General features: G+C 56.0%; 23 protein-coding genes. 14 read left to right on the top strand and 9 right to left on the bottom strand.

Annotated elements, in window-relative coordinates; translation table 11 throughout:
* Positions 1 to 38 precede the first annotated feature (38 nt).
* The 3 genes from LQ249_RS30450 to LQ249_RS30440 form a co-directional block, all read right to left on the bottom strand.
* Positions 39 to 377 (bottom strand): hypothetical protein, encoded by a 339-nt coding sequence (locus tag LQ249_RS30450; RefSeq protein WP_232566681.1) that lies wholly within the window; start codon positions 375 to 377, stop codon positions 39 to 41.
* Between the two features lie 96 nt (positions 378 to 473).
* A complete protein-coding gene (locus LQ249_RS30445; protein WP_232566680.1) occupies positions 474 to 743 on the bottom strand; it encodes a nicotinamide mononucleotide transporter in 270 nt (89 codons plus the stop codon).
* A gap of 285 nt (positions 744 to 1,028) precedes the next feature.
* Positions 1,029 to 1,262: a hypothetical protein gene (locus tag LQ249_RS30440; protein ID WP_232566679.1), complete on the bottom strand. Its 234-nt coding sequence runs from the start codon at positions 1,260 to 1,262 to the stop codon at positions 1,029 to 1,031.
* Between the two features lie 214 nt (positions 1,263 to 1,476).
* On the opposite strand from LQ249_RS30440, the gene LQ249_RS30435 reads away from it, so the two are divergent.
* The 12 genes from LQ249_RS30435 to LQ249_RS30380 all read left to right on the top strand — a co-directional run bounded on the left by LQ249_RS30435 (position 1,477) and on the right by LQ249_RS30380 (position 12,209).
* Entirely contained in the window at positions 1,477 to 1,932 is a 456-nt protein-coding gene (locus LQ249_RS30435) for an RDD family protein (RefSeq protein ID WP_232566678.1), read from the top strand.
* 115 nt (positions 1,933 to 2,047) lie between these two features.
* On the top strand, positions 2,048 to 2,482 hold the full coding sequence (locus tag LQ249_RS30430) for a hypothetical protein (protein WP_232566677.1): 435 nt from the start codon (positions 2,048 to 2,050) through the stop codon (positions 2,480 to 2,482).
* A gap of 56 nt (positions 2,483 to 2,538) precedes the next feature.
* Positions 2,539 to 2,874: a hypothetical protein gene (locus tag LQ249_RS30425; protein ID WP_232566676.1), complete on the top strand. Its 336-nt coding sequence runs from the start codon at positions 2,539 to 2,541 to the stop codon at positions 2,872 to 2,874.
* Between the two features lie 374 nt (positions 2,875 to 3,248).
* On the top strand, positions 3,249 to 3,758 hold the full coding sequence (locus LQ249_RS30420; protein ID WP_232566675.1) for a hypothetical protein: 510 nt from the start codon (positions 3,249 to 3,251) through the stop codon (positions 3,756 to 3,758).
* 23 nt (positions 3,759 to 3,781) lie between these two features.
* Positions 3,782 to 5,026 (top strand): DUF1173 family protein, encoded by a 1,245-nt coding sequence (locus LQ249_RS30415; protein ID WP_232566674.1) that lies wholly within the window; start codon positions 3,782 to 3,784, stop codon positions 5,024 to 5,026.
* 94 nt (positions 5,027 to 5,120) lie between these two features.
* Positions 5,121 to 5,540 carry a hypothetical protein gene (locus tag LQ249_RS30410; protein ID WP_232566673.1) on the top strand — a complete coding sequence of 140 codons (420 nt, stop codon included), beginning with the start codon at positions 5,121 to 5,123 and terminating at the stop codon, positions 5,538 to 5,540.
* A gap of 238 nt (positions 5,541 to 5,778) precedes the next feature.
* A complete protein-coding gene (locus LQ249_RS30405) occupies positions 5,779 to 6,849 on the top strand; it encodes a hypothetical protein (protein WP_232566672.1) in 1,071 nt (356 codons plus the stop codon).
* Positions 6,850 to 7,471: 622 nt separating this feature from the next.
* A complete protein-coding gene (locus LQ249_RS30400) occupies positions 7,472 to 7,831 on the top strand; it encodes a hypothetical protein (RefSeq protein WP_200601211.1) in 360 nt (119 codons plus the stop codon).
* Between the two features lie 207 nt (positions 7,832 to 8,038).
* The gene (locus LQ249_RS30395) at positions 8,039 to 8,812 is read left to right on the top strand and encodes a protein KlaA (protein WP_232566671.1); all 774 of its coding nucleotides are present in this window, start codon (positions 8,039 to 8,041) and stop codon (positions 8,810 to 8,812) included.
* A 10-nt stretch (positions 8,813 to 8,822) separates the two neighbouring features.
* On the top strand, positions 8,823 to 9,941 hold the full coding sequence (locus tag LQ249_RS30390) for a toxic anion resistance protein (protein ID WP_232566670.1): 1,119 nt from the start codon (positions 8,823 to 8,825) through the stop codon (positions 9,939 to 9,941).
* Positions 9,941 to 11,155, top strand: coding sequence for a hypothetical protein (locus LQ249_RS30385; protein ID WP_232566669.1), 1,215 nt, complete (start codon positions 9,941 to 9,943; stop codon positions 11,153 to 11,155). Before LQ249_RS30390 ends, LQ249_RS30385 begins: the two co-directional genes overlap by 1 nt.
* 85 nt (positions 11,156 to 11,240) lie before the next feature.
* Complete coding sequence (locus tag LQ249_RS30380; protein WP_232566668.1) at positions 11,241 to 12,209, top strand: endonuclease; 969 nt, start codon at positions 11,241 to 11,243, stop codon at positions 12,207 to 12,209.
* 165 nt (positions 12,210 to 12,374) lie between these two features.
* On the opposite strand, the gene LQ249_RS30375 is transcribed toward LQ249_RS30380, so the two are convergent.
* The 5 genes from LQ249_RS30375 to LQ249_RS30355 all read right to left on the bottom strand — a co-directional run bounded on the left by LQ249_RS30375 (position 12,375) and on the right by LQ249_RS30355 (position 16,158).
* Complete coding sequence (locus tag LQ249_RS30375) at positions 12,375 to 12,650, bottom strand: hypothetical protein (RefSeq protein WP_016973421.1); 276 nt, start codon at positions 12,648 to 12,650, stop codon at positions 12,375 to 12,377.
* Positions 12,651 to 12,839: 189 nt separating this feature from the next.
* Positions 12,840 to 13,811, bottom strand: coding sequence for a DNA replication terminus site-binding protein (locus LQ249_RS30370; RefSeq protein ID WP_016974324.1), 972 nt, complete (start codon positions 13,809 to 13,811; stop codon positions 12,840 to 12,842).
* A 195-nt stretch (positions 13,812 to 14,006) separates the two neighbouring features.
* Entirely contained in the window at positions 14,007 to 14,192 is a 186-nt protein-coding gene (locus tag LQ249_RS30365; protein ID WP_016974325.1) for a hypothetical protein, read from the bottom strand.
* A 17-nt stretch (positions 14,193 to 14,209) separates the two neighbouring features.
* Positions 14,210 to 14,575 (bottom strand): hypothetical protein, encoded by a 366-nt coding sequence (locus LQ249_RS30360; RefSeq protein ID WP_033040680.1) that lies wholly within the window; start codon positions 14,573 to 14,575, stop codon positions 14,210 to 14,212.
* 80 nt (positions 14,576 to 14,655) lie between these two features.
* Positions 14,656 to 16,158, bottom strand: coding sequence for a UvrD-helicase domain-containing protein (locus tag LQ249_RS30355; RefSeq protein WP_232566667.1), 1,503 nt, complete (start codon positions 16,156 to 16,158; stop codon positions 14,656 to 14,658).
* A gap of 146 nt (positions 16,159 to 16,304) precedes the next feature.
* On the opposite strand from LQ249_RS30355, the gene LQ249_RS30350 reads away from it, so the two are divergent.
* Complete coding sequence (locus LQ249_RS30350) at positions 16,305 to 16,619, top strand: hypothetical protein (RefSeq protein WP_232566666.1); 315 nt, start codon at positions 16,305 to 16,307, stop codon at positions 16,617 to 16,619.
* A 106-nt stretch (positions 16,620 to 16,725) separates the two neighbouring features.
* On the top strand, positions 16,726 to 17,067 hold the full coding sequence (locus LQ249_RS30345) for a hypothetical protein (protein ID WP_232566665.1): 342 nt from the start codon (positions 16,726 to 16,728) through the stop codon (positions 17,065 to 17,067).
* A gap of 170 nt (positions 17,068 to 17,237) precedes the next feature.
* Here LQ249_RS30345 and LQ249_RS30340 read toward each other — a convergent pair whose 3' ends face one another.
* On the bottom strand, positions 17,238 to 18,104 hold the full coding sequence (locus tag LQ249_RS30340) for a replication initiation protein (RefSeq protein ID WP_232566664.1): 867 nt from the start codon (positions 18,102 to 18,104) through the stop codon (positions 17,238 to 17,240).

Genomic DNA, 18,104 nt, shown 5'->3' with positions numbered 1-18,104 from the left:
GGATCAACGCCGGGCTTTTTTTTCATAGAAACAGAGAATCATTGACCAACAAAAACCGCCTCAACCGCCGCCAAGGCTTGGCGCGCCCCCTCAAGCTCCGGCTGTATCAGCTTTAAGCCTCCCAGGTCGTTGCTCATCACCGACACGCAATCCTGAAGCGCTTTTTTTGCCTCAGTGAGAGCAGCCAATAGAGCAGAATCCTTGGCATCCGCAGTAGCCGATGCCACGTCTACTACGCTGAGACGTTTGCTGAGAACGAAGTAGATGTGCGGGAAAACCAACTCCTGGACAACACCCGCATTCTTCGCTGCTTTTGCTGAAGCTTCTTCGACGATAGAGATCAGCTCTGCCTTGTGGATCGGGTTAAATAGTTGCATGTGGTAGCTCCCTGTGACGAATACCCCCAGGATGCCGACCATTCCGCAAAACCCAAGCCATCAAGCACGCACTCTGCCGAAGGCCGAGAGAGCGGCTTACCCCTCGACGCCGGCAAGGCTGGCTGAGCGCGTGGCCGACACAGCGGGGTACCACCAGCGGATCAACCCGGTAATGTTCGTAGCAACGAAACAACCATTCAGCAGCAATAATCCCCAGGCCTGCGCGAGAACGGCGTAGCAGCAGAGGCTCAAGCTCGACACGAGGAATAGCCACCATCCCCACGGAGACACACGGGTATTGGTCGAGATCATCAGCGCCCCGAGGACGCCGCAGATACTTCCGATCCACTCGAAATACAGGGTCATAGGTCAGTCCTTCAGATATTCCAGGGAGATTTCTTCGGCTCGAATTTCATTGATGATCCGATGAGCATTGAGCCGACACTGGACGGGATACGCCAGAGGATCGTGGCCTCGACGTTCAAAAGCGACGATGAGCTGGGCCTTCCAGGCGATACCAGACGACTTCGGGTCGGGAGCTAAGCCGCGGCCAGCAGCAATGCGGGCTTGCCGGTAGCACCGACTCCAATCAGCCCTGGTCGCGCTGTACCGGCCAAGACTTGGTTTACGAGGGAAACACATAGGCACCCCTCAGATAAGCGCAAATTTGCGGAGGGAGTCACCAAGCGTCCCTGTCCATACAGCGCCCGACTTCGAGCTTTCCCCGTGATAGACGTTGAAGTGCTCGCCCTTCTTGATCGAATTCGGAACGCAGGCACGCCGCACCACAGGATGCCCGTCGATATCGAAATCCTGGAAACCGTGATGGGAGTTCACCAAGCGAGCGGTGAAGGTCAGTGGTTCTTTGGAGTTTTTCTGGCACATGCAAATGACTCGATTGAACTGGATAGCCTTCAGGGTGAATGCGTCCCCAGAAAACCCAACTCAAATAGCAGGGCCGTATTTGTCCAACAGACTGTTGGACGACCTGGATTTCAGGCACAAAACCAGCGTGAAAACGCGCCCGGCCTAGTTCCCAGACCGATAGCATCAGGCCAAGCCAACGTGGCTTGCCAACCAATCACAGGGAATATTTTTCATGCAGAACGAACAACTTGAATATGCGGGTTTCTGGGCGAGAACAGGGGCGTGCATTGTTGACGGCATCCTTTTCACCTTGGTTTCCCTGCCGCTCCTGTTGATGATCTATGGCACCGGCTATTTCAGCAGCGACATGCTGATCCAAGGTCCAGCTGACTTAGCAATCAACTTTTTCCTGCCAGCGATCCTGACGGTAGTTCTGTGGCGTCGTCTCCAGGCTACGCCGGGGAAGATGGCGCTGAAATTGCGGGTGCTCGACGCTGAAAGCGGTAACACCGCAAGCGTTCGACAGTGCATCGGCCGGTACCTCGGCTATGTAGTGTCGACTCTACCGCTGGGGCTTGGCTTCTTCTGGGCGGCATTCGATCGCCGTAAGCAGGGCTGGCACGACAAGCTCGCCGGAACAGTGGTGGTACGCGAGCTCAGAACACAGCCGGTGAAATTCCGGAGCTGATCACCGTGCTCAGTTGAGCCGGACGTGGCGTTCTGGCTCATCCACCAGCCGTCCGTGGTTGGGAGTTTTTCAACCCATGGGATGCTGGCCACATCAACTGATCAAGGGAAGCGTAATGAGCAAGCAAACCACCAAAACCCAACCGGAGCTTGAAGTCGTAGCCACCATCGAAGTGATGAGTTACGACGAAGAAACGACCTACATCGAAACCCGCAGCGATCGGATCAACTTCGAGAATGCGGTCAACGATGATGCTCTGGTGTTCAAATCCGACGCCGAGCGCGTAATTTCTGGCCTGAGCTACAAAGCCGAGCTGTATGACGAGGTATGGGGCAAATCCAAGGCGTTGGGATTCATGAATGTGACTATGGCGTTGGAGGAGCTGGAGAAGTGGCGCCCCAACCCTGCGATTGCCGGGCTGCTCGAGGCCCTGGGGAAAATCGCAACTGGCTCCACAGGCATCATGGATCGCGACTCCGAGCTTGCCCAGATAGCAGCAGACGCCCTCGCCGATTACAACGAGGGCCTGCCTCCTAAGGGCGGTGCGTAGTGTTTACAACACGCCATGTCACCGACCACGCAACAGCAAATCAAGGAAAGTCTCGCATGAAATTGAAGTACATCACTCGAACCGTAGCGGTGGGGCTGTTCGGACTTATAGCGCTTGTCGGTACCCAGTTTTTCACAACGCTCAAGGCTGTAGATCAAGCACGTGAGTCTGCAATCTTGGCTTGGTCTAAATCGAATCCAGGTGAGGCAGATGCAGTGGATCGCTATCGGCAGTGCTTGCGCGGCCCGTCTGAAGTCCCGCCAAACCAAGCTCCCGTTCGACCACTGACCATCGCTCAGTGTGCCGAAAAGATTGGCAGCCCTTCACTGGCATCCGCTATTGAGGCAGCTGACGATTCGGTTGAGGTTCCGGCCCCACTGCGCTGGCTCTGATCCGCCTGAGCCCCCTCAACAGTAATTCCGACGCTCCGGTGTCCTGAAAACGAAATTTCTACTCCTCATCCCGCGATAGCCTCCTGATCGAATACACCAGGAGGATTCGCCCTCATGAAAATCCGCAGTCTCTGCGCCCTCGGCAAAATGAGGGCGTACTCCGCTGACCGACAAATGGTCACTCTCTCGCCCAAGGCATTCAGCATCCCCGCCGGCGCAGATCCGCTTGAGCACGAGCCTGAAGCGATCCACGACTTTATCCAGAGAAACCGCTGGCTCCATGCAAACTGCATCGTCGGCCTGCACAACAGCCACAACCAGATGCTGGAACCAGGCGAGGTAGTCATGAGTGGTACCCGCTCGTCCCTGATGCGATGCTGCTGCGCTGGGAGGCGCTGCGTATCATCCCTGTATGGGTTGATGGCTTTGACAGCCTTCCTGATGATGAGCACGCTACACGCGCCAAGCAGCTCGAATGCCTTGACCAGGCGCGCCACCAGCTCCTTTCCGTCGATAGCTGGTATCAGACTGACCAGGAACATTATGAGATAGCGCGTGCAGTCATGCGTACTGGTTACTGGGCGCTGGAAAACCTCCCCCCACTTGATGGGCTGGAGTGGCCAACCGGAGAGATTTTCGACCTGAAAAACCCCAGCCTTTCTGCTGAGGCCGTTGAGACCGGATACCTCGAAGGGATATTTTCCATGATTGAGCGAAAGGGCCGGTTTCATGGGGAGTGCGGGAGCATTCCAGCAGACGAATTGTTCGGTATTGCTCTCATGAGCCCCAAGTCTGGATATGAGTTGCTGGTCAAGCTGCATATACAGATCGAAGCAAACCGTGCTGAAGCAGCCTATGCCCGCCGGCAGCGGGCTATTGCCTGACCCGAATCAGGAGAGAAAAGATCATGCTCAACCGTCGATATCCGGTACTGATCTCTGGGAAACGTTACTCGCCGGAGTTCCAGACCGACCAGCAGTACGCAAAAAACTGGAAAATCGTTTTGGAGAAGGCCTACGGCACTCATGCAATTTGCCAGTGCCCAAGCAGCGGCTCCCGCAAACTCTCGATCAAGCGGCGTGAAGATAGTGATGGCTTTCACCTGGCGCGGTTCGCCGGTACAGGTCATGAGCACTCAAACGAGTGCCGGTACTACGCGCCGGCCCCGGAACGCTCTGGCATGCAAGGGTATGCAGTTGGCGTAGTCGAGGAGGGCGACGATGGCAGCATTCGCGTGCGCCTGGCTCGAGGCATTCGAGTCCAGGCTCCTCGAGCCGAGGAAAGTGAAAGCCCATCGGTGACAAGATCGCCTGGAAAGAGCAAGCCTGCTATGACGTTGCTTGGGCTTCTGCACCTGCTTTGGTCTGAGTCCCGGCTCTCTACCTGGTATCCAGCAATGGAGGGCAAGCGCAATAGTGGCATTGTGAACTACGCGCTTCTACAGGCCGCTGAACGTGTCGCTGCAAGCAGAATGAAGTTGAGCGAAGTGCTGCTGCTGGCTGCTCAAAAGGACAGCAAGGGAGCGGTTCGCAATCAGGCAATCGCCAAGTCTGCAATAACGCGGGATCTGCGCCTCGTCGCGATATCGCCGCTGGCACGCTACAACCCTGAGCGCCATTCTGGAGACATCAGCAGATTGCCTCTGGCAGGGCCCTTCGGGATGCCCATGCTGAATTTGCCCCCGGCAGTCTGGGCAACCGCCGCCCGCAGATTCGAGAGAGAACTTTCCGCCTGGAAGCGCGGAAGTCGAGTTATCGCCATCGCTCAGGTCACGCCGCGGAAGGGCGAGTCGTTTTCGCAAGCAGATGTCGTTGAGCTGGCCCTGATGCAGGTCAGTGAGCGTTGGATTCCTGTCGACTCAGATTACGAAGAGGTGATTGAGGCCAAGCTCCACGCCGCCGGCCGCAGCTTCGATAAACCTCTACGCTACGACGCTGATGAAAGTGCAGTTTTCCCTGACTTCTGGCTTTTGGACACCGGTAAGGACTACCCCCTGGAAGTGTTCGGCATGAGCACACCGGCCTACCTGGAACGGAAGGCCGTCAAAACGGCTTGGTACAATCGGGAGTACGGCGGGGCAGGGTGGTGGTCGTGGAATGCTGCGGATGATCCGAAAGGTAGAAATATTCCACCTTTCCCGGCCAGGTCCTGAGCTTCTTCGTCGATAGCATGCGTTCTTGGGTTCTCTAAATCTCGTGCGAAGCTGAAAGCCTCAAATCCGAGACTGCCTCTCAAGGAAAAACGCCATGCAATCCGTACTCTCGAAGAAGTCCACAGGGATGAAGAGCAGCTTCTGCCCAGTTACGCATTCGCCTTCGCCCAACGTAACGCGTAGCTTTGGCTCTACCGTTCACGTCAGTTACAACCCGCGTAGTGACGGCTATGGCAGTGATACGACGGCTATCGTCCTGCGCGAGCGCGTATTCTTTGTACTCAACGGCGATCATGCCGAAACGCTCTGCAAAGTAGCTGCAAACAATGGTGTCCATGGCTGTGTCGATTACTTTGTCGAGCACATTGCTCAGGCCAATAAACTCAGTGAGCATCTGATGGCCACAGGCATGAGCAACGATCCTTTTGCTCTGATGCCGACTGCCTTAGAAATCCTTGGCCAAGAAGGTGTAGAACGCATTGCAGCGGCTGCAAAAGCTCAAATGGAAGCCTAGGTAAAGACTGACTGAGGAACCGGCGATGGCTCGTGCTCGCTTACACCTGATCTGCGGAAACTGCGGATGTAACGATATGTGGTCATACCGCATAGACCCCCAAGGGCAAGACATTGAGGGCGAGCTGTTCCCTGCCGTTTACATCGCCTGCGGAAATTGTCACACGCTGCACGATCTGGCGGATACAGCAAAAAATTCAAACCCGAGCCAAACGCTCAACAGTTGAAGGAACCCTGATATGGGTGGTAATGCTCTGGCCGCATTCGGCTCAACACGCTGCTCGCGTGATGTTGCCCTGCACATGCTGGATGACTTCCAAGCACGCTTCGCGCAGATCACCGGCCACCTTGGGAATGCAGCGCGGGTTGAGCCCATCGCTGCGTATCGTCTAAAGCCTGACTTCGGCGACCTAGATGTGCTGGTTGACAGCCGGGTTTTTCAGTCCATGCCGCCACAATCTGTGGTGGAGGCCTTGAGCAACACCTATGGATTGGCGTTGCCGTGGGTAAAGAATGGTCCCGTCCTCAGTGTGGGCCTACCACTTCCGAGTGACGATCAGTGCCTACAACTCGACTTAATCAGCACGCCGGCGGCGGAGTTCGATTTCAGTCTGGGCTATTTCAGCTGGAATGACATGGGCAACTTGATGGGGCGGGTTGCCCACAAGATGGGGCTGAAGTTTGGACACAATGGCCTCTGGCTGCCAATGCGCGACGGCACAAACCTGCATGACGAGCTGCTGGTCACGCGCGACTTCGAGCAAGCTCTATCGTTCCTGGGTTTTGACGCAGCACGTTGGCTGCTGGGTTTCGATAGCCTTGATGACATCTACCAGTTCGTAGCCAGCGGCGAGCGTTTCAACCCGGATTTGTATCCGCTGGAGCACCGCAATCACACTGCTCGCGTGCGAGACAAGAAACGACCTGTATACATGGGGTTCCTGCAATGGATTGAGGCCCAGCGCGGGCTGCGTCACTTTGACTGGAGCGAAGACAAGGCCCTGTACTTGCAGGAGGTGATGACTGCGTTCCCTTCGCTGCGTGAGGACTACGAATACAGCCTGGCCAAGCTAAATCAGGTTAAAGCGATTCGCGCCTGCTTCAATGGTACGGTGGTGACTGCTATCACCGGGCTGACGGGTAAGCAGCTCGGCCAGTTCATGGCGCACTTCAAGCACGAGCATGCCGAGGGCATGGCTGACTTGCCTTCGTTATCTGTGGAACAACTACATTCGCTGATTCGCGATTCGCATCAAGTGTTCGCCCGTTCAGTCGAGCAATCTACAAAAAACCAACGCAAGCAAGATTGAGGAAAGCGGTATGTCCTGGGCAGATCGAGCAGCACCGATTGTTGGGGAGATAATTCGCCGCGTAGGGCGAAGCGACCAGCAGGCCCTTCGAAAGGCGTTGGCCGATGCATACCCGTGGGGAGAGCGAAAAAACACTCCCTACAAGGCGTGGCTCGCCGAGGTGCGCCGGCAGTTGGGGCACCCGTTGAATACGCCGAAAGCAGATCCAGAGAGCCAACAAACTGACATGTTTGCCCTCCCTAACAAGTAGACCACTTAGCAGTGGCATCCTTGATGCGAATGAGCTGGCCTACCTGGTGGCGTACTCCTGCTGAGAAGGTCATCCTTTTTCCAAGCGCTACCCTTACCGGGGTATGCCGGCTTTTTCCCTTCCAGAAAGGCTGGGCGGCCTCCCAAGTTCGCCCCCTCCAATACCGAAAATCATCTGCTCATGCATCCAGGCGCTTGCGCTGGCTGGGCCGCATCGAGTGCTAAGCCTCTAACGTCAGTGCCTGCGCCCTAGCATCGAATTCAGGCGGAAAAGCTGTCTGAAACCGAGCTGCACGGGCTACCGGTTCTTGCATCCTTGGGAATATCAACGTCTCGGGTAAAACCGATGCCGAACCCGCCAAAGGAGCATGCAATGCCAATCGCAAACGAGCATCAAGAAGACGAGCCGAGATTAATCGACCGGATAATGAGTGACCTGCTGTCCGCTATGGATCGAGACGATTCAGACATGCGCTCCACGTTGATCAAGAACAGTGACGACATCCGGACCCTGGCCGAAATCTGCCGGCAGACCGGTGTTTTCGAGCATAGCCAGGCAAAGTTCGCCGAATTCAAGCAGCATCTGGAGGAGTCAACACCTCCTGAAGAACGGCTCGTCAAATCGTGGGCGTGGCTGCTTGACCGGATTGTCCATTCGCCGACCACTCTGCATATGCGGGGAGCCGTTCGCCTATGCGTGCCACTGGTTGCGCTCTACCTACCTCCTGAATGACTTCAGGTCGACACCCGCATAGCTAGGGAAATTAGGCAATTATTCGCGCAATTTTGAAGCGAATCGGGGGAGGTTTGGGTTATTTCGAGATCGCGATACAAAGACTTCGAGCTGCGCTTTCAGTCGGTAAAAGCGTCTGAAATAGCAACCCGCCGAGGAATACGGCAGGTACGATCTCCAACAAATTCCAAGGAGAAATTTTCCGCCATGACTCATTCAGTGGTCAGCATCGACCACCTCAAACAGCAGGTACTCCCTGAGTTGTTTACTTTCCCGGCTCGCCTCGGCGAGTACGGGGGCGTAGCGGATAGCTCTGCCAAAATCGATCAACTATCCGATCTCATGGAGAGCGGGTCGGCGGCGGCGCTTGCGGCCAAAATCGCAGAAATCCTCTCGAAAATGGCCGACGCCTCGCCGGAGCAGATTACCCGGAAGCCGACCTGGTTCGAGAAGGTTATGGGCGGAGCCGTGGAAAAGCAGGTTCGCTATCAAGTCGCCAGGTCAACACTGGAACAACTGCTGGCCGAAGCTGAAGGTCATGCCCAAGGTGTACGCGATACGGTCAGCGCCATCAGCAGAATGATCATTGCCCACGCCGAAGAGGCAGAAGCACTGAAAGTGTTCATCCAGGCCGGGCGTGAATTCCTCGAAGAGAACCCTCTCATCGGGACGGTAGCGGAGGGGGAGATCGAGTTTGATCGGCCGCGAGAGCGGCTGGCGCGAAAGCTCGCCAACTTAGCAACACTTCTGGCCTCACACGAACTGAGCGTTAGCCAGATGAAGCTGAGTCGCGCCCAAGCCCTCGACATGCTCGATCGCTTCCGAGAGACAGTCACCGTACTGGTTCCAGTATGGCGGCAACACACCCTTACCCTGATCACCACCAAACACATGAGCCCGGCGATGGTCGAGGCTGCCAGCAAGGCGCATCAGGCGCTGATGGCCAGCCTGTCTGAAAGCCTGAATGGCGTGAAGCACTGAGGAGCAAAACATGCAGCAGGAAACTACCGTGACAGATCTCGCCACTACCAATACCGAGCTCACTCCCTCTGGGCTCCAGGCCCTTGGTCTCCAGGAACAGGACATCCCCCAGATCAAGGCTGTAGCGGCACTGATTCAGGCGGAAAACCCACTCTCGGTTTCTCAGTTCGGCAGGGAAGTGGCAGAACACACGTCCTCCTACGCCGACAGTTTGCTCGACCAGGTTCGTAACAGCGACTTGGACGATGCCGGCGCAAAGCTGAGCGAGGTGGTTGCCGTCGCGCAATCGCTCAATGTCAGCGCGCTTTCCAATCGCCGTTCGCGCATTCCTGTCATCGGCCGGCTGATCGACAAAGTAACGCTGCGCGGGAAGTCCGTCATGGGACAGTTCGACACGACGCGTGAGCAAATCGAAAAGCTCGTTGCTGAAGTCGACCAAACACAAGCGGGCATTTCCGCTCGGAATACCGGCCTCGAGTCCATGTTCGTTGCGGTACGCGAGGAGCATCGACTGCTTGGCATCCACATTGCCGCCGGTAAACAGCGCCTGGCGGAGCTACAGGCGCAAGTTTCTCAGCTTCGGGCGAACATCGGGAACGAACCGGCCCGCTTGCAGCAAGTTGCGGATCTGGACGCACTGATCTCCAACCTCGACAAGCGTGTTGGCGACCTCACGGCCCTACAGCAGTCTGCGATGCAGAGCCTTCCGACGATTCGGATGATTCAAGCGAATAATCAGATGCTGGTGGACAAGTTCCACACCATCCGGGAAATAACCGTGCCGGCCTGGAAACGCCAATTTATGTTGGCTCTGACGCTGAACGAGCAGCGGAATGCAGTCCAGCTGGCCACCAAAATCGACGACACCACCAATGATCTCCTCAAGCGTAACGCCGAGCTGCTCCACCGCAACTCCGTAGAGACGGCCAAGGCCAACCAACGGTTGGTAATCGACGTGGACACGTTGCAGAAGGTCCAGGCAACGCTGATCCAGACCGTAGAGGACGTAATCAAGATCCAACGCGAAGGCGCAGCTCATCGCAAGGCCGCGGAGAAAGAAATCCAGGGCATGCGTGTTGATCTCAAGAAGCGCCTGGGCAGGACTGACGAAGTGAAGGAGCTTCACTGATGACAGAAAAAGTCAAATTGTTCCGGCTGCGCGTCGACGGCAAAGTTGCAGAGACAAACGTTCCTGATAATGAGCTTGCGGATCGCCTCCGCAAATACGGCGTGCAGCGAAAGGGCACCTTGGATCGGCTGCTCACCGGACAGACACAACGCGTTCTTGGCCAAGATCTGGAGCTTTTGGAACTCATGAGAGAGCCAGGGAAGCAAGTTAAACCTCTACCTGTGCTGCTGGAGGTCGGCACATCTGCACCGGCAGAGGCTAAGCCGGAGTCACCAAAACCTGTTCAATCTCAATCCAAGCCGGCACCGCCGACACCATTTGATGCGCCCCTGCAAGAACTGACCTCGCGGGCGAAAAAGCTACGCAGGGGCACGCTCATTTACGGCGGTACCGCGCTGGGTTTGGCGGTATTCGGGGGCGTCTTTTACGCGCTGGGTATCGCCGCCGAGCCAACCACGGCTATTGACCAGATCCTGGTTCCTGATGCGATCGCCAAGGCTTTCCAAACATCTGGCCACGCTGGCGACGGTATCGGCGGGCTCAACGGGGTCGAATCGGTTCTCGGCTCGATCCTCAATAGCACAGCGCTCAAAATGATCAGTGCGGTTGCAATGATTATGGGTGTAGGGGCTGCGATCCTTACCCAACGCGTTTCTCACATCATTCCTGCCATGATGATCGGCACGATGCCTTATGCCATGGGCATGATCCTAGATGGAGGTGATTCCGCGACGACAAGCAAGCCTAACGAGTTCTACGCCGCGGTTGAGTCGAAGAACCTGCCGACCCTTCAGCGCCTGCTCAGCTCCAGAGAGGATCTAGATGAGGTGGCCAAGGCGTATGTGCTAGCCCAAGCATCTGTTGCCGAGGGCAGCTCTTCGAAGTGGGTCGTGCTGACAGCGAAGAACCTGCGAGAGGGAAAAATCAAGGCAGACTTTTCCGTGCCGGCCGGCATTGCCTACGCCATCGAGGCTACTGCGCTTGGCCCAGAAAGCCAGTCTCTTTCGGCTCGAGCCGAACAGCATCGCCAGAGTACCTTGGCCGAGGCAAGCGACTGGAAGCGCAACAGCGTCTGGGCACTTCTCCTGGCAGGGGTATTTGGGGTCATTGCCACGGGCCATGAATCGATCGCGCAAATAATCTTTCGCAGGGTTCGACGTATCAGCAAACTCCTCGACCCAGTGCTGTCGAGCTTCATACATCCCCGCCCCTAGCCCCCCCTAGTTCAAACCCAAGCCTTGCTTGGGTTTTTTTTCCCCTGAATAGCCTGGAACCACCTTTGTTTTAAGGAAAAGCCCCATGAAATCGATCCCCATGATGTTTTTGGCCATGCTGATGGCCACGTCTCACTTCGCTCTTGCCTCAGCACCTACGACCTTCGAGCAGGCCAAGGTTGAGCTACGCCAGAAGGTCTACTACGACCGCAACACCAGCGAAGCCGGCGATCTTTACTGTGGGTGCGATTGGAAGTGGGTAGGGCGATCGGGAGGCCGTGTGGACTTCGCCTCGTGCGGGTACGAAGTCCGCGCTCAGGAGAATCGCGCGCAGCGCATCGAATGGGAGCACGTCTTGCCAGCATACGCCTTCGGCAGCCAGCGGCAGTGTTGGCAGAACGGGGGGCGCAAAAACTGCATCGATACCGATCCGGTATTTCGCAAAATGGAAGCCGACATGCACAACCTCGATGTGAGTGTCGGCGAGGTGAATGCTGATCGCAGCAACTTTCGCTATGGCGTCTTACCCTCAACACCCAAGCAATACGGCGCTTGCCCGACAAGAACAGATTTCCAGCAGCGGGTGACAGAGCCTCGCGACCAGGTAAAGGGAGCGGTTGCTCGCATATATTTCTACATGCACGACCGTTACGGGCTGTCGATGTCCAAGGCACAACAGCAGTTGCTGATGGCCTGGGATCACCAATACCCAGTGACCGCGTGGGAACAGGAGCGTGACCGGCGCATTGCCCGAATAATGGGGCACAGCAACCCATTCGTAACAGGTGAGCGTTCTTGGAGTCTCGGGATGCGAGTGACGAGAGCCGGCACGATACCCCAGGCCATTCGGAGCGAGCCAGTTCAGCACCAGGTATCTGGTGGAGACGCCTCCAACTCGATCCCGCTGGTGATTGGGAACCGCAATAGCAATGTATACCACCTGCCAGTGGGCTGTCCGAGCTATGGAAAGGTCGGAACGCGCAACCGGGTAGAGTTTGCGAGCGCTGCGGACGCCGAAGCGGCGGGGTTTAAACGGGCCGGAAACTGCCGATAGGGGGCCGTGCGGGGCGGATATGCAGTTATGTAGTGCTGGGGCTTGCCTGAACGTTTTCCTGCCCTCTGGACGCTCTGCGGTGGCTACAGCAAGCGTGAGGTGAGGAAGCTGGTATCGCAGGCACGGCCGGGTGTATCACAAAGATCTCCCGGCCGACCTCAATGATCATTCAACTGTCTGGTGCTGTTTCGTTTTTGCGGCCTGCTGGGGCGGTACTGGCTCAGGTTGGGCCGGCGTCGTGGCCAAGGTATGAGTAATCACCGAGCCGCTTTTGTTTGCCAGGTTCTTTGCCAGAGACTCACGGACAACTTCCATAGTGAGTATCCGCGAGGTGGCAATCGCAGATTTGAGGGGCTGGCCAGCTGCAACCAATACCTCAACCATGTCCAGGGCCGTATTCACGCCGGCTTCGATTCGTTTCTCAACGCCATCAATCATCATCTTCTCGATCTCCGTTTCAGGCAGCTAGCGGAATGCAAGCGACCTCAAAGGAGCGTACTCGGTTCATTAGTGGCTTGAACAGCTCAGCGCATGGAGGGATAATGTTTGCTACCTAATTATTAGGGTGCTAACGACGTTTAACATAATCCCTATTATGCGAACTCTAAGCCATTGATTTTTATGGATAAACTATCGCTCTGAGACGTCTTTTATTGATTCTCGGTAGGTCGAAAGCACCTCGGGGCCATCTGGCCCGCCGGGCTCTTGGGTAATTGGTTCCGCAGTGGATGAGGCTACGAAAAAGCGCCCACCAGGGAGTGCCGGCAACCGGTGCTTTATGTCGGGCCGTTTTGCTGATCGCGAGTCTCTATCGAAGTCCTTGAGGCCAACGACTTTTGCAGAGGGCTGCCCATCGAGTACGAAGAATGGGAGGTTGGCATGCAGCATTGCGTCATACCGGCTTCGCTCGGAAAACCACAGCATGGCCCGTGGATGCGGAGCGATAGGCTTTGGTGCATCTAAAAGGTCGGTTTCAGCCATGTTCGCGATGGTGCGTAGATCGATCCACTGGGGGCTATTCTCCACTGGCTCGCCGGTGGCCACGGATCTTTCATGTGCCTCGGCAAGCAGTACTTCCCGGACGTGGCCAACAGTGACACGCTCTTTACCTGAGGTGTGGCCGGCCCAGGTGAATGTGATCTGCCTTGGGGCCGCATCAAAAACTTGGATTGCGCGCTTCAGCTGGTTGAGAGAGAAATTTTTCCCCAGGGCCTGGCGCATGATGTGGGAGCGGCGGCTGACGGCGACGTTGCGAAACACGCGCTCAGCCTCGATCGCATCCACCAGCGCGCTCTTGCAGCGATTCACCGCCCTACCCTCATCGAGTATCGATCCGGAGAGGAGAAAGTACCCCGGCAAACGCAGCACGGTACCTGGAGCCTGGCCGAGATCGCGCTCAAACTCGCGTAACGCCTCTACGGCGGCCTTGATCGCGTCAGTTCCTGTCAGTACCTGGACGTTGATTCGAGATGGCGTCCTCTGTTCAGAGAGGAGCGGGATGCGCCATATCATCCCGCCGACAACCAATGCGGGCCATTTCTCATTGAAAGCCCCAACGGTTTCGACCAAACGCTTGTAAGCGGAAACAATTGCGTCAGTCATCTAGGATTCCTCATAATACCACCCCTTCACTACGGCTATGCCGTGTGCCCTCCTCCCCCTCTGCTCCATGTTAACCAGGAGCAACGCAGCGGGTGCGAAAGCGATCTCGCGATTGAAGGGGTGGTATTACCAAGTATCACAAATTCCGCTCATAAAAAAACCCGTTCGAAACGGGCTTTTTTGCTACGTGTCAGCTCAGCGAGTTCGGACTGCCTCCAGAGACAGCAGATCCTCAATGTGATCCGCAGCGTCGGCTCGCAAACGGCTCTCCAACCTGTCTCGACTGATGTGTTCAGTTTCGCCCGGCTCAACGAGCAAGACTACATAGCCCTGATCCCGCAGCTGCTGAAGCAAAGCTGCCTGGTGGCTGGAAATGGACATGAGAATATCTCCTGTGATTAGCGGGTGAGTTTCAAGAATCGAAGCAACCAGGCGAAGCCTGCTTTTCGCTTCGGTTTCCATGTTTGCCAGAGCCCGTTCATTGGGCCTGAAGCTGTCAAATCATCATGAAGGCGCAACAAGAACCTGGTGATGCTCCTGCACTCAGGGCAATAGCCGCTTGCTTCAATCGTGAAGCACCACTGGGCAGTTCGGGTGACAGCTCCTCTCAGATGCTCGTCCGGGATCGTTTGGTTGCAGCCGCGGCACTCACCGGCGAACACATGCCAGGCTGTTTTATTCTCAAAACGAACAGGTAGCTGGCTGGCAATGCTCGACATCGCGAGCAGATCCAGATCCCGCTGGGTTGGCTTTTTCCGACTCATTTACGGTCCATCGGTAATCTAATGGTCAAATCCAATCCTAGTGCGTGCACCGGATAACCCAATGCGATGCTCGAGGAGCACTACGCGGCAGCCGCCTGTTTCTTCCTGAAAACCATTGGGGTGTTTGGCTTGCGACCATCACGCCGGTCGACGAACTCTTTCATGATCTCCAACATCGTCGAGTTGACAGCCAGAACACGCATAGCACGCGTACACGCGACGTATAGGAGGTTCATCTCATCGATCCATGGTTCCTTTTCGTTGTCCGGATTGAACGGATCGAAGGTGAAATCCTCAGCCAGTTGCACCGCATCCCACTCCAAGCCTTTCGAGCGATGCGCGGTGCTGAGGGTGATGGTGGCTTCAAGCTCATCAGTGACGGCATTGCGCCGCAGCTTGGCAAACAACTCCGGGAGATCCGCGCTGTACTGCTCGATGATCTTGATCGAGCGGTTCATCTCAGGGTCTTGGCTTTCATCGGCAATCTGCTTGTAGAGATCATAATCAGGATATTCCTGGAGGAGTTTTTTCCCCTTCACTCGGTCACGCCACCCCTTCGATAGCGCATGTAGGTCTTCAAGATCCTGGAGGTTGTAACCCTCGATCCCCCCAACCCAGTAGATCTTTGCACCTGTCTCTACATTGGCCAACGCCGTCTCGATCACTCCAACCACGGTCCGGCAGAGTACGGTGCGATGTTCAAGGTCAGCGGGTAGCGCCTTTGAAACACGAGTCTCGCCACCAAGCCCAGCCAGTTGACGGGATTCACCCTTGAACGCGAGAACCATGTTGGCGACGTGCGCAACGGCAGACCCGAACCGAAACGACTGAGTGAGGTAATGGACTTCCGCTTTGTCGAGCCAGGTCGCATTGAGGGCGTCTACAGCCCCCCTGAAACGGTAGAGCATCTGATGGCCATCGCCACACACGACTACTCCCATACCGTATGCCGCCTGCTGTGCAAGCACACCTGCAATCACTGGATTGATGTCCTGTGCCTCATCTCCAAGCGCAATATCGTAACGATCCCGCAAGTTTGGTTTCGAGAGAGCCCAGAGCTTGAGGTACCCGTCGTGCGGAATATTCGCTGCCTCGTTATTGATGTCGCACATTTGCAACCAAAGCTGCCTGGCTCCATCGACGATGCTGCCGGCGGAGCGCTTCATTCGATCCGTTTTGAGCTTGCTTACAGGGCAGTGACAAAGCTCGATATCGTCATCCGCGCTGGCCAAATAATTGTTCAGCGTCTCTTGCACGCTGCGCACCAGCTCCCAGTTCTGTGAGCCGATAACTCTCGCAATGTCGGTCAGACGCAGATTGCTCGTGAGCTTGTGTCTGTACTTCGATCCGATCGACGCATAAGCCAAGCCATGGGCTGTTTTGCACGTCACGTTCGGCGGAAACTTTTGCTTGGCAGCAATCTCGACGCTTTTGTTGTAGCAGAGGTAGAGCAGACGGCATTGAGGTCTAGCCTTGGCATAGCCAACAAGCGTGGTGGTCTTCCCTGTTCCAGCAAAAGCCACCAGCTTGACGATACGGGCCAACGAGTTAATCGCTGGCCCCTGTTCGTGGGTGAAGTTCATGCCTTGGATCTCCGTTCTGATATGTCTCCATGGTTGCATAGCCACGCACAAACCCAAGCGGGTCTGCCAGCTCTGCCCTCTACAGGATTTGGGTATTCCTGGAGCGGTGGCAATGTCTTCTCACACCCGGAATCAGAGCAGCAACCATGACTTACGACGAGACCCTTGCTTCCTATCAGCGTCTTCTTGAAGCCAATCCAGGGAAAGCATTGCAAATCGGCGACGATTGCTACGCGGTACTGATCAACGGAACCTTGAGCGGGGCATACGCCACCCTGGATGGGGCTGTTGATCTCGGGACGATCTTCAATTTTGACCCTGAAGGTTGGGACGCCGAATGCGAGTGTTGGGACGGTGATGTTTCTGGCATGCAAACAGCATTTTGCGTAGCCGCTCCAGCCCTTGTTGATCTTCCGCCACCACCCGCGAGGAAGAGCACGCCCAACCAGGGGGAAAAATAATGCTAGGGTTCGCCGCCAATGCGATGTCGAACAAAGCCAGGGGAATTCCGTTTGGGATTTACGAGACTGCTGGCAGGATGAATGCATATCAAGGGAGCCGTAGCTTATGACAGCCATCCAACTTTTCCAGCAGTGCCAATCGGAGCCGGTATGCACCGATCTGATTCAGATGATTCGTGACGGCATGATTCGCCGGCTCAAGCGATTTGTTGTAGAACCTTACGATGACGGCATCACCTGGGGAATTCAGACAGTCGCCATAGCAACACCAGATGCTGATGACGGCGACCAGTTTCCTGTTGTGATTGTCGATCTTCACGAAGATGACCAGGCTGCAATGTCGTTTGCTTTGAGCGTCTTCGACGCGCTCAAAACCGCAGGGCGAGCATCAGTCGAGGATGTATGCCAATGGCGGCGAAGCCTATTTACGCTGGTACCCAATTACTGAGCATCACCCGTCCAAGACCAGGCCAAGAAAACCCGCCACCAAGGCGGGTTTTTGCTATGGAATTGGCACTAAACGGACGGCAAATGACGACTCGAATGCCTGGGCAGGAATGAACGGCACCGGGAGCATTGCTAGAAAAGGCACAAACGGCCGTCAGATGACGACGCATGCTAATCTGGTTGCTCTTCTTCCTCTGCCGAAACAGTGAACAGCAGCCCAGCTTCCTGAGCTTCCGCCAACTCACCCAACGGCTGAGTGGCCAGCCATTCGCTATCTTCTGCGGGGTCAAACTCAGGAAGAGGGGGAAGATCTTCAGGGTCAAGTTCCAGATTAAGCGGGAGCTGTGCAACGTCACGGAAGGTGAATTTGATTGCGACCACCTTCCGCCCTTCCCTCTTCAACTCATAGCTGACATCCAGGTTGCTCTTAGTCTTCAGCTCCGCAACTGCCGGATCTATGACTCTCTGGCGGAGGTTGTTGAATCGTTGATAGGCATCCGACAATCCGAGGGCGACCCGCAAGGATTCGACCTCAATGTAGGCCCATCCTGTCTTCCGAAACTGCATCAGCATCTCAAACAGCCGGAACGAATGGCTCGAGTCCAGGCAGGCAACCCGCCGAAGATCATAGCTAGTCACTTTGCTGTACAGCATCGTGAGATAGGGCATGACATGGATGGTGAACGACAACTCAACGCGACCCTCACCATCCAAATACTTGGCCCGATCGACCCAACGCTTCCGCTCCATGCCAGAGCCGTCAAAGGTCTTAATATCGCGCTCGTACAGCTCATCAGCTGCCACTTTCATCTGCTCATAGGCATGCCTGAGCTGGACGCCGTAGATATCCGAATAGTCCACGGCCGAGACAGACACCTTTTTCGGCATGGGCCTTCTTGGATCGAGTTTACTGATAGCCGCGAGGATCAACCGCTGCTCGTTGAGCGTCAGCCGGTACGACGCGGTAATCAGCGTATTGGATTTCGTAACCCGGAGCGGCTTAGGTTCCGGCTTGGCAGGTTTGGGTAAATTGGACAT

The sequence above is a fragment of the Pseudomonas sp. 7-41 genome, assembly GCF_021233075.1.
GTDB classification, from domain to species: Bacteria; Pseudomonadota; Gammaproteobacteria; order Pseudomonadales; family Pseudomonadaceae; genus Aquipseudomonas; species Aquipseudomonas veronii.
This window is presented reverse-complemented; position numbering and strand designations above follow the sequence as displayed.